Origin of the sequence: Acinetobacter qingfengensis (genome assembly GCF_008693185.1) — a bacterium.
Taxonomy (GTDB): Bacteria; Pseudomonadota; Gammaproteobacteria; order Pseudomonadales; family Moraxellaceae; genus Acinetobacter; species Acinetobacter qingfengensis.
Window position 1 is genome coordinate 140,366 of the sequence record NZ_VXKN01000008.1, and the last position, 12,538, is coordinate 152,903.

The following is a 12,538-nucleotide window of genomic DNA, read 5'->3' on the forward strand; positions in this document are numbered from 1 at the left end:
TTACAGCTTAGAACTGTTCTTCGTTAAATGCCTGACTAAGTGCCTGATCAACTTCACTAAAATCATTTACTAATTCTTGTTCAGCAGCTTCAGCTTCCTGACGGCGGCGTTCCAAATGGTAAGCCAAACCTGTACCTGCTGGAATTAGACGACCAACAACAACGTTTTCTTTCAGACCACGTAAATCATCCTCTTTGCCTGTTACAGCAGCTTCAGTTAACACACGCGTTGTTTCCTGGAACGATGCAGCAGAGATAAATGAGTCAGTAGATAATGAGGCTTTGGTAATCCCCATTAATTGACGTTCAAATTTTGCAGGGAATTTGTTTTGCGCCAATAATGCCTGATTTTCCTGAACGACACGGATGTAATCAACCTGTTCACCTTTAATAAAGCTCGAATCACCACCATCAGTGATCTCAACTTTACGCAACATCTGACGTACAATCACTTCAATATGCTTATCGTTGATTTTTACACCTTGTAAACGGTAAACGTCTTGAACTTCATTCACGATATAGTTGGTTAATGCCACTTCACCTTTCAGGCGTAAAATGTCATGTGGGTTCTGAGGACCATCAGATACAACTTCACCGCGTTCTACGTGCTCACCTTCAAACATGTTGATTTGACGCCATTTTGGAATCAATTCTTCATAGATTTCAGCGCCATCATCCGGACTAATCACTAAACGATTCTTACCTTTGGTTTCTTTACCAAAGCTCACAACACCTGAAACTTCTGCCAAAATCGCATGTTCTTTTGGTTTACGAGCTTCAAATAAATCCGCAACACGTGGCAAACCACCGGTAATATCACGCGTACGTGAAGATTCCTGTGGTACACGACCGATAACATCACCTACACCAATGGTTTCACCATCACGTACCGTCAAAATAGTATTTTGCGGCAAGAAGTAGAATTGTTCTCCACCATCAGTTGTGTCCAATACAATTGCCGGACGCAAATCTTTACCAGATGCAGGACGTGAAGTCACTGGTAAAATTTCAACCGTTGTCATGCCTGTGGCATCATCAGTTTTTGAAGTTGCAGTCACACCATCAGCGATTTGGGAGAAACGTGCTTTACCAGCAACTTCTGTTACCAATGGATGAGTATGTGGATCCCATGTTGCAACAATACCACCAGCTTCAACAGTTTCACCATCTTTGATCAGAATTGATGCACCATAAGGGACTTTATAACGCTCACGCTCACGCCCCAAATCATCAGCAATACCAATTTCACAAGAACGTGATGTTGTCACCAAGTGACCTTTAGCATGTTGTACAGTTTTGATGTTATGGAAACGTACTGTACCTTTGTTACGAACCTGTATGCTATTCGCCGCAGAAGTTCGGCTTGCCGCACCACCAACGTGGAAAGTACGCATGGTTAACTGTGTACCTGGCTCACCAATGGATTGTGCTGCCATAACACCCACTGATTCACCTGGGTTTACCAAATGACCACGTGCCAAATCACGACCATAACATTTTGCACAAACACCAAATGTTGATTCACAGCTTACAACTGAACGAACTTTAACCTCGTCAACACCGGCTTCTTCAATTTGTGCCGCAATATGCTCGTCGATAAATGTATTACGAGGGAAAATCACCTCGTCAGTACCTACACGTTTAACATCTTCAGCAATCACACGACCCAATACACGGTCTTTTAATGGTTCAATGACATCACCACCCTGAATTAACGGAGTCATGACCAAGCCTTCTACTGTGCCACAATCTGGCTCAGTAATCACCAAATCCTGTGCCACATCAACTAAACGACGTGTCAAGTAACCTGAGTTTGCTGTTTTTAGTGCGGTATCAGCCAAACCTTTACGTGCACCGTGTGTTGAAATGAAGTACTGTAATACTGTCAAACCTTCACGGAAATTGGCTTTAATCGGTGTTTCAATGATCGAACCATCCGGTTTTGCCATCAAACCACGCATACCTGCAAGCTGACGAATCTGCGCTGCACTACCACGGGCACCAGAGTCAGACATCATGTAAATACTGTTAAATGACTTCTGTTTCTCATCTTCACCCTGTTTATTTTTCACAGTAGTAAAAGACAAGTTATCCATCATGGCTTTAGCAACTTGATCGTTGGTACGTGCCCAGATATCGACAACCTTGTTATAACGCTCACCCGCAGTCACAAAGCCCTGTTCAAATTGCTGCTCAATTTCACGGACTTCTGCTTCTGCCTTATTGATGATTTCATGTTTGGTTGGTGGAATTAACATATCTTCCATACCAACAGAAACACCTGAATGTGTTGCTTGACGGAAGCCCAAATACATCAATTGGTCAGCAAAAATAACTGTATCTTTAAGACCTAATTTACGATAGCAAGTGTTGATCAATTTTGAGATATTTTTCTTGGTCATCTCAATGTTGATCTGTTCAAAGCTTAAGCCTTCTGGAACCACTTCCCAAAGTAAACAACGACCCGGTGTCGTATCTACAATCAGTGTTTCTTTAACACGTTCACCACTTTCATTAATTACTGTCTGGTGTACACGTGCTTTTACACGTGCATGCATGGCAACCTGACCTGTTGCCAAGGCACGGTTCACTTCATGTGTATCCGCAAACACCATACCTTCACCTTTGGCATTTACTGCTTCACGGGTGATGTAGTATAGACCCAAGACCACATCCTGAGACGGTACGATGATTGGCTCACCATTGGCTGGTGATAAAATATTGTTGGTCGACATCATCAAAGCACGTGCTTCAAGCTGTGCCTCAAGTGTTAACGGTACGTGTACCGCCATTTGGTCACCATCGAAGTCGGCGTTAAACGCTGTACATACCAATGGATGCAAACGAATGGCCTTACCTTCAATCAATACTGGTTCAAATGCTTGTAGACCCAGACGGTGCAAAGTTGGAGCACGGTTCAACATTACCGGATGCTGACGAATTACATTGGCTAGAACGTCCCAAACTTCTGGCGTTTCACGCTCAACCATTTTTTTCGCAGCTTTAATGGTTGTTGCCTGACCTGATGCCTGTAGTTTTGCAAAAATAAATGGTTTGAACAATTCAAGTGCCATTTTTTTCGGTAAACCACATTGATGTAAACGTAAAGTCGGACCTACTGTAATTACAGAACGACCAGAATAGTCAACACGTTTACCCAACAAGTTTTGACGGAAACGACCCTGTTTACCTTTGATCATGTCTGCCAAAGATTTCAGTGGGCGTTTATTAGAACCTGTAATTGCACGGCCACGACGACCATTATCTAATAATGCGTCAACAGATTCCTGCAACATACGTTTTTCGTTACGAACGATAATGTCTGGGGCTGCCAAGTCTAAAAGACGTTTCAAACGGTTGTTACGGTTGATCACACGACGATATAAATCGTTAAGATCAGATGTTGCAAAACGACCGCCTTCAAGTGGCACTAACGGACGTAAATCTGGTGGAAGTACTGGAAGTACATTCATCACCATCCATTCAGGTTTATTGTTGGATTCCTTAAACGCTTCCATTAATTTCAGACGTTTAGAGGCTTTTTTCAACTTGGTTTCAGATGTGGTTTGTGGAATTTCTTCACGTAAACGAGAAATTTCCGCTTCCAGATCGATGTCTTTTAATAAGTCCTGAACCGCTTCAGCACCCATTTTTGCTGAAAATTCATCACCATATTCTTCAAGCGCATTGTAATAGTCTTCATCAGTCAATAATTGATATTTTTCTAATGAAGTCATGCCCGGATCGGTCACAACATAAGATTCGAAATACAATACACGTTCAATATCACGTAAGGTCATGTCAAGTAGTAAACCAATACGGGACGGTAATGATTTTAAAAACCAGATATGTGCAACAGGTGATGCAAGCTCAATATGCCCCATACGTTCACGGCGCACTTTTGCTGTTGTCACTTCAACGCCACATTTTTCACAAATGACGCCTTTGTACTTCATACGCTTGTATTTACCACACAAGCATTCGTAATCTTTTACTGGCCCAAAAATTTTGGCACAGAACAAACCATCTCGTTCTGGTTTAAAGGTACGATAGTTAATGGTTTCAGGTTTTTTTACTTCACCATGCGACCATGATTTAATCACTTCTGGTGATGCTAAGCCAATACGGATACGATCAAACTCTAATGGTGTATGACCTTCAGAGTCCGTTTTTTTACGCATGATATCGAGCAAGTCTTTCAATTTTTTTCTCCGTGTGCCGAGGAATACGTGCTCTCTCGGCTGGGTCAAAACTGTTTATGTCTGAAGAATTGAAAATCTTCCTTATACCCTTTTTTTTGACAAAAAGGGGGATTACCTTCCTTTTACTCAAGGAAGGTTAAGAAGGATTTATTCACCATTTTTCAGTTCAATGTTGATACCTAAAGAACGGATCTCTTTAGTCAATACGTTGAATGATTCAGGCATGCCTGGATCCATGTAATGGTTACCATCTACAATATTTTTATAGATACGGGTACGACCTTCAACATCATCCGATTTCACAGTCAGCATTTCCTGCAATGTATAGGCTGCACCATAAGCTTCAAGTGCCCAGACTTCCATCTCACCAAAACGCTGACCACCAAATTGTGCTTTACCGCCTAGTGGTTGTTGGGTTACTAGTGAGTAAGAACCAGTAGAACGTGCATGCATCTTGTCATCAACCAAATGGTTCAATTTCAGCATATACATGTAACCTACAGTGACCGGACGATCAAACTGTTCACCTGTACGTCCATCATAAAGAATTTGCTGGCCTGTACGTGGCAATTCAGCCAATTCAAGTAATTCCTTGATTTGACCTTCTTCAGCACCATCAAATACTGGTGTAGCCAATGGCACACCACCACGAAGGTTACCGGCAAGTTTTAAAATTTCTTCATCGGACAACGTATCCAGTTCTTCCTGTTCACCACCTACCTTATTGTAGATTTTGTCCATAAACTCACGAAGTTCAGCGATTGCACGTTGTTGTTTGAGCATTTTATCAATTTGCTCACCCAAACCTTTAGCAGCCAAGCCCAGATGTGTTTCAAGAATCTGACCAACGTTCATACGAGATGGTACACCCAATGGGTTAAGTACCACATCTACAGGGACGCCATTTGCATCATGTGGCATGTCTTCTACAGGTAGAATGTTGGATACAACACCCTTGTTCCCGTGACGCCCTGCCATTTTATCACCTGGTTGAATGCGGCGTTTTACTGCAAGATAAACTTTAACAACTTTCAATACGCCATGAGTTAACTCATCACCTGTAGAAAGTTTACGTTTTTTCTCGGCAAATTTTTCATCAATTTCTGCGCTCTTTTCTTGTAAGAACACCAGAATTTGTGACAAACGCTCTGCTACTGCCTCGTCTGATGGTTGAATCTCTTTTAGGTCGGCAAAATCTAAACCTGCAAGGAAATCTTCTGTCAGTTTTTCACCACGTTTGGTTGTTCCACCGCCATTAGATGTTTGACCATTTAACAAACGAATCATACGTTCACGAGATGCTTCCTCAAAGATTTTGAACTCTTCTTTCAAATCTTTACGATATGCATCTAATTGCGCTTTTTCAATTGCCAAAGCACGTTCGTCTTTTTCTACACCATCACGGGTAAAGACTTGAACGTCAATCACAGTACCTTTGGTACCTGATGGAACACGTAGAGAAGAATCTTTAACGTCTGCTGCTTTTTCACCAAAAATTGCACGAAGCAGTTTTTCTTCTGGTGTAAGTTGTGTTTCGCCTTTAGGCGTTACTTTACCTACCAGAATGTCACCAGCAGTTACTTCTGCACCAATATAAACGATACCGGACTCATCCAGTTTCGCCAAAGCAGCTTCACCGACATTTGGAATATCAGCAGTAATTTCTTCTGCACCCAACTTAGTATCACGTGCGACACATGACAATTCCTGGATGTGGATAGATGTTAAACGATCTTCCTGAAGTACACGTTCTGATAACAAAATCGAGTCTTCATAGTTAAAGCCATTCCATGTCATGAACGCAACACGCATGTTTTGACCTAGTGCTAACTCACCCATATCCGTAGATGGACCATCTGCCAGAATATCACCACGTGCAACAACATCACCTTGGTTAACAATAATGTTCTGGTTGATACAGGTATTTTGGTTAGAACGGGTATATTTGATCAGGTTATAGATGTCTACACCTGCCTCACCAGCAATCATTTCATCTTCATTAACACGAATGACTACACGAGAAGCATCAACATAATCAATTTTACCACCACGATTGGCAACGACACATACGCCGGAGTCACGTGCTACATGACGTTCCATACCTGTACCGACAAGTGGTTTATCAGCACGTAAGGTAGGAACTGCCTGACGTTGCATGTTTGAACCCATCAAGGCACGGTTCGCATCATCGTGTTCCAAGAATGGAATAAGTGACGCAGCAACAGAAACTACCTGTTGTGGCGAAACATCCATATGCGTTACTTTTTCTGGTGGCATACGAACGAATTCACCCTGATGACGGACAGAAACAACTTCTTCTGTTAAATGACCTTCATCATCAACCGAAGAGTCAGCCTGTGCAATCACAGTACCTACTTCTTCAATTGCAGATAAATATTCAATATCATCCGTCACACGTCCATCAACAACACGACGATAGGGTGTTTCAAGGAAACCGAAATCATTGGTTTTTGCATACACAGACAATGAGTTGATCAAACCAATGTTTGGACCTTCAGGTGTTTCAATTGGACAAACACGGCCATAATGCGTTTGGTGTACGTCACGGACTTCAAAGCCTGCACGTTCACGAGTCAGACCACCTGGCCCTAATGCTGATACACGGCGTTTATGGGTAATTTCAGACAACGGGTTGTTCTGATCCATAAATTGAGATAATTGGCTTGAGCCAAAGAATTCTTTAATTGCCGCTGCAACAGGTTTTGCGTTAATCAAGTCCTGTGGAGAAAGGTTATCTGTTTCTGCCTGAGATAAACGTTCTTTTACTGCACGCTCAACACGAACCAAACCGACACGGAATTGGTTTTCTGTCATTTCACCTACTGAACGTACACGACGGTTACCCAAGTGATCGATATCATCAACTTCACCCTTACCGTTACGAATCTCAACCAGTGTACGTAACACATCAATGATGTCATCATTGGACAAAATGCCTTCAACCTGACGTGATTTATGATCCGTGCCGACTTCATACGGACGACCCAAGCGACGGTTGAATTTCATCCGACCAACAGGAGATAAATCATAACGTTCAGAAGAGAAGAATAAGTTATTAAACAGATTATCTGCGGCTTCTTTGGTTGGTGGTTCGCCTGGGCGCATCACTTTATAAATTTCAACCAGTGCTTCGTCACGATCACGGGTTAAATCAGCACGTAATGTATCTGCAACATAAGAACCACGATCAATATCATTGGTAAACAGAATATTAAATTGTTTAATTCCTGCTTCTGCAATTCGTACAAGTGTATCGTGAGAAATTACAGTATTGGCAGATAAAATTTCACCATCTTTTAAGGTAATATCTTCTGCAGTAATGCGCTCATATAAATATTCATCAGGGACAGAAAGCTTACTTAGCCCTGCTGCTTCCATTTGACGAACATGACGTGCGTTAATACGCTTACCTTGCTCTACAATTACTTTGCCTGAGTCATCTGCAATGTCAAATTGTGCCATCTCCCCACGTAAACGTTCAGGGATCAAGTCAATTTGATAACTACCCATATCGACATATACAGGTACTTTTTCGTAGAACAGGTTAAGAATTTGTTCTGTAGAATAATTCAGTGCACGCAGAATTACAGACGCCAATAATTTACGACGACGGTCAATACGTACATAAACCAAGTCTTTGGCATCAAATTCGAAATCAAGCCATGATCCACGGTAAGGAATAATACGTGCTGAATACAACACTTTACCGCTAGAGTGAGTTTTACCCTTATCATGGTCAAAGAACACGCCTGGCGAGCGGTGTAATTGCGACACGATAACGCGCTCGGTACCATTAATGACAAAGGTACCATTGTCTGTCATCAATGGGATTTCACCCATGTAAACTTCTTGCTCACGAACGTCTTTAATCGCTTTGGTATCACGATCACGCAAAATCAAACGAATTTTGACACGCATTGGTGCAGCAAAAGTTGAACCACGTAAAATACATTCACGTACATCAAACTCAGGCTTGCCGAGGCTATACTCAACAAACTCTAAAGCCGCATTACCTGAATAGCTTTCGATCGGGAATACAGAACGGAAAGCGGACTGTAAGCCTATATCATCCCGGTTCTTTGGTTTTTTGCCATCTTGCAAAAATGTTCGATACGAGTCAACCTGAATGGCGAGTAAGTATGGAACATCCATGATGTTGGGCAATTTACCAAAATTTTTGCGGATCCGTTTTTTTTCGGTATAAGAGTATGCCATCTGGATTCCTCGGACAGTAATCTAAATATGCCTGCAGAACATACTTAGTAGAAGTGATCGTGCGGTCAATGCTGACCATCGCTTTTACAATGCTGCAAAACCTAAAAGCGACAATAAAACGTTTAGCAATATTTTCTTTAAAAACATTGCTAAACATTCTGTTGTACATCTCTTTTGCACACAGCTCAAAATAAACTCAAAAAAGCGAGCCGATTATTGTAACGCAAAAAGGCTGATGACCAAAGAGTCACCAGCCACTTTCTGGAGTTGGTTACAAAAAAACCAACTCCGGATAAATTACTTAAGTGTAACTGTAGCACCGGCTGCTTCAAGTTTTTTCTTAAGCTCTTCACCTTCTTCCTTGCTCACGCCTTCTTTAAGAACAGCAGGAGCACCTTCAACTAAATCTTTAGCTTCTTTAAGACCTAAACCAGTTGCTTCACGAACTGCTTTAATTACAGCTACTTTGTTACCACCAAAAGAAGTCAATTCAACATTGAATTCAGTTTGTTCTTCAGCAGCAGCAGCGCCAGCACCAGGAGCAGCAGCTACGGCAACAGCAGCAGCAGATACATTGAATTTTTCTTCGAATGCAGAAATTAATTCAACAAGTTCAAGAACAGTTTTTTCAGCAACTGCGTTTAAAATTTCTTCGTTAGTTAAAGCCATGAGAATAACTCCAAATGGAAATTGAATGGTGTGTAAATAAATTTAAGCTTAAGCAGCTTCTTGCTCGTTTTTCTCTTTGAGTGCTGTAATAAGACGACCCAATTTTGAGATAGGAGCTTGAAGAACATTGGCAAGCATAGTAAGAGCTTTCTCTTGGTTTGGAAGATTTGCGATTACGCTAACTTCAGCACCTTCATAAACTTTGCCATCAAAAGCGGCTGCTTTAAGTTCAAATGCTTTGTTATTTTTTGCAAATTCTTCAAACAAACGTGCAGCTGCACCCATGTCATCTTCAGAAGTTGAAAAACCGAGAATTGTTGGACCAACAAGATTGTCATTCAAGATATCGAATTGAGTACCTTCAAATGCACGTTTTGCCAAAGTATTACGTACAATACGTGTAGCAACACCTAGCTTACGAGCTTCAACACGTAATTGTGTCAATTGCTCTACGCTTAAACCTTGATAGTCAGCAACAACAGCAGAGAAAGCCTTGCTCGCAGTTTCATTCACTTGAGCAACGATTTCTTTTTTGTTCTCTAATAGTAGAGCCACTGTAAAACCTCCTAAGGTGATTTATGTACCCAAACGGATACACTCCCAATTCGCAAACCTTTCGGTTTACACGCGGAGGAGGAAAAAATCACACCACCGCGTCTACGCAGGCTGGAATATTAAGAAGAATAAGCAAAGCTATTCTTCGCCTGAGGTCTTTGACGCTGACAGGTTTTCACCCATCAATTCAAAGTCCGCCTGAGCGAGGAAAGCAAAAATAATTTATCTTTGCCTAGAGGCAAGAAAAAATCCATGATTTTTCTGACTCGCCTTGCTCAGGACTTTAAAATTCTTTTTTCCAACTAATTAGTTAGAAACGTTATTTACATCAATTACCAAACCAGGACCCATTGTTGAGCTCAAAGTAATCTTTTTGATGTATACGCCTTTAGACGTTGCTGGTTTTGCTTTCTTCAAATCAGCAATTAATGCTTCAATATTTTGACGAACAGCAGTTTCAGCAAAGCCGATTTGACCAATCGCAGCATGAATAATACCTGCTTTATCTACACGGTAACGTGCCTGACCAGCTTTAGCATTTTTAACTGCACCAGCAACATCAGGAGTTACTGTTCCCACTTTAGGGTTTGGCATTAAACCACGAGGACCAAGAATCGTACCTAGCTTACCAACCACACGCATCGCATCTGGAGCTGCAATCACAACATCAAAGTCAAGATTACCTTTCTGAATAGATTCAGCAAGATCATCAAAACCAACGATGTCAGCGCCTTCAGCTTTTGCAGCTTCAGCAGCAGCACCCTGAGCAAACACTGCAACACGTACAGTTTTACCTGTACCTGCTGGAAGTGTAGTTGCACCACGAACAACCTGATCAGATTTACGCGGGTCAACACCTAGATTTACCGCAACATCCAAAGATTCTTTAAACTTAGCCGCAGGAAGGCTGTTAAGAACTTGCACTGCTTCTTCCAAAGTATAAACTTTGTTCGTTTCAACCGCAGCAGCAATGGCTTTTTGACGTTTAGTTAACTTTGCCATGTCTTATAGCTCCACTTCCAAGCCCATAGAACGTGCAGAACCAGCAATGGTACGAACACGTGCGTCTAAATCAGCACCAGTTAAATCTGGTTCTTTAGTAGTCGCAATTTCTTCTAATTGAGCACGAGTCAACTTACCAACTTTAGTCTTGTTTGGTACAGAAGAACCTTTTTGGATACCAGCAGCTTTCTTAAGAAGAATAGATGCAGGTGGAGTTTTCATGATAAAGGTAAACGATTTATCGTTATACACAGTAATCACGACAGGAATTGGCAAACCAACTTCAAGCTTTTGTGTTGCAGCATTGAATTCTTTACAGAATGCCATGATGTTTACACCGCGTTGACCTAGTGCAGGACCAATTGGTGGAGATGGATTAGCTTTACCAGCTGGAACTTGCAGCTTGATATAGCCGTCAATCTTCTTAGCCATGTTAAATTACCTCTGGGTACAAACGCTGTTAAGCTCCCCAACATGATCAATTTTGCATTTAAACACATCAAATACAAAAACATAAGCCCGAACACATTCAATAAGAATCAGTCGGGCAGCGATTTTCAGATTAAAAAATTAATATGCTTTTTCAACCTGACGGAATTCGAGTTCAACCTGTGTTGGACGATTAAAAACATTAATCGTTAAGGTTAAGCGAGATTTTTCGTATTGAACTTCTTCCACCACACCTTTAAAGTCAGTAAATGGACCATCAATAACCAACAACTCTTCACCCGGTTCAAACATGGTTTTAGGACGCGGTGCCTCACCCTTGTTTTGTACACGTGCCAAAATTGCATCTGCTTCTTTTTGTGTAATTGGCGCCGGTTTCTCTGGTGTACCACCAATAAAACCCAATACTTTTGGGCACTCTTTTACAATGTGCCAAGTATCATCATTCATTTCCATTTCGACCAACACATAGCCAGGAAAGAATTTACGCTCAGATTTACGCTTTTTACCATCCTTCATTTCTACAACTTCTTCAGTTGGAACTAGGACTTCACCAAAGCTATCGGCCACACTGCTACGTGCAATACGGTCATTTAAAGAACGCATTACCTGCTTTTCATAGCCAGAATAGGCATGAATAATATACCAACGTTTCATAGCAACTTACCCGATAATTAACTTAATCAACCAACCCAAAACGTAGTCAAAACCCCATAAAACCAATGAAGTCACAATAACTACAACCAACACTTGCCAAGTCGTCGTGATCGTTTCTTGCTTCGTTGGCCAAGTAACACGTCTAAGTTCTACACGTGAATCTTTGAGTAAGCGAACAAAACCCTTACCTTGGTGGGTGGCGTATAATAAACCTAATGCGACTATAATACAAGCAACAATTGCACCGATTCGCACCCAAATATTTGTTGCTGTTTCCACATATTGAGGTAAATACTGATTTACCAATGTTGCAGAGATCAACAAAACAAGGGCAACAATCCACAATACTGCATCAAATGGCGAACCATTTTTTACCAGTTCGGCAGGATTATTTCTTTGAGGGATTGGCGCTTCGCTGGGTGCGTCACGCGACTTATCATTCGACATTTTTGTACTCGTCGTAAAATTCGCGACTTATTATAGAACAATTTGGTCTGCATTAAGCAAAAATTTTTAAATTGGCAGGTCAGGAGGGACTCGAACCCCCAACATTCGGTTTTGGAGACCGACGCTCTACCAATTGAACTACTGACCTATAAAGCAGAACGGGAAAGTATTCCCGTTCTGAAAAATCTGTAAATTAAATTATGCAGTTACTTTAGCAACTACACCCGCACCTACAGTACGACCACCTTCACGGATTGCAAAGCGTAAACCAGCATCCATTGCGATTGGGTGGATTAATTCTACTGACATTTCTACGTTGTCACC

At 41.5% G+C, this 12,538-nt stretch carries 9 protein-coding genes and 1 tRNA gene; all 10 read right to left on the reverse strand.

What is annotated here, in order from left to right; translation table 11 throughout:
* Positions 1-7: 7 nt before the first annotated feature.
* Positions 8-4,201, reverse strand: coding sequence for a DNA-directed RNA polymerase subunit beta' (rpoC, locus tag F4V57_RS11140; RefSeq protein WP_070069393.1), 4,194 nt, complete (start codon positions 4,199-4,201; stop codon positions 8-10).
* A gap of 147 nt (positions 4,202-4,348) precedes the next feature.
* Positions 4,349-8,437: a DNA-directed RNA polymerase subunit beta gene (gene rpoB, locus F4V57_RS11145; protein WP_070069394.1), complete on the reverse strand. Its 4,089-nt coding sequence runs from the start codon at positions 8,435-8,437 to the stop codon at positions 4,349-4,351.
* Between the two features lie 297 nt (positions 8,438-8,734).
* Positions 8,735-9,106 (reverse strand): 50S ribosomal protein L7/L12, encoded by a 372-nt coding sequence (rplL, locus tag F4V57_RS11150; protein WP_070069395.1) that lies wholly within the window; start codon positions 9,104-9,106, stop codon positions 8,735-8,737.
* A 48-nt stretch (positions 9,107-9,154) separates the two neighbouring features.
* Positions 9,155-9,661: a 50S ribosomal protein L10 gene (gene rplJ, locus F4V57_RS11155; RefSeq protein WP_070069396.1), complete on the reverse strand. Its 507-nt coding sequence runs from the start codon at positions 9,659-9,661 to the stop codon at positions 9,155-9,157.
* Positions 9,662-9,967: 306 nt separating this feature from the next.
* A complete protein-coding gene (rplA, locus tag F4V57_RS11160; RefSeq protein WP_070069397.1) occupies positions 9,968-10,663 on the reverse strand; it encodes a 50S ribosomal protein L1 in 696 nt (231 codons plus the stop codon).
* A 3-nt stretch (positions 10,664-10,666) separates the two neighbouring features.
* Positions 10,667-11,095, reverse strand: coding sequence for a 50S ribosomal protein L11 (gene rplK, locus F4V57_RS11165; protein ID WP_004637639.1), 429 nt, complete (start codon positions 11,093-11,095; stop codon positions 10,667-10,669).
* Positions 11,096-11,233: 138 nt separating this feature from the next.
* Positions 11,234-11,767 (reverse strand): transcription termination/antitermination protein NusG, encoded by a 534-nt coding sequence (nusG, locus tag F4V57_RS11170; RefSeq protein WP_070069398.1) that lies wholly within the window; start codon positions 11,765-11,767, stop codon positions 11,234-11,236.
* 6 nt (positions 11,768-11,773) lie between these two features.
* Positions 11,774-12,214, reverse strand: a complete 441-nt coding sequence (secE, locus tag F4V57_RS11175; RefSeq protein ID WP_070069399.1) for a preprotein translocase subunit SecE — start codon at positions 12,212-12,214, stop codon at positions 11,774-11,776.
* Between the two features lie 72 nt (positions 12,215-12,286).
* Positions 12,287-12,362 (reverse strand) — tRNA-Trp (locus tag F4V57_RS11180).
* Positions 12,363-12,412: 50 nt separating this feature from the next.
* Positions 12,413-12,538: EF-Tu C-terminal domain-related protein (locus F4V57_RS11185; protein WP_445979242.1), on the reverse strand; the 126-nt coding region annotated here is incomplete at its 5' end.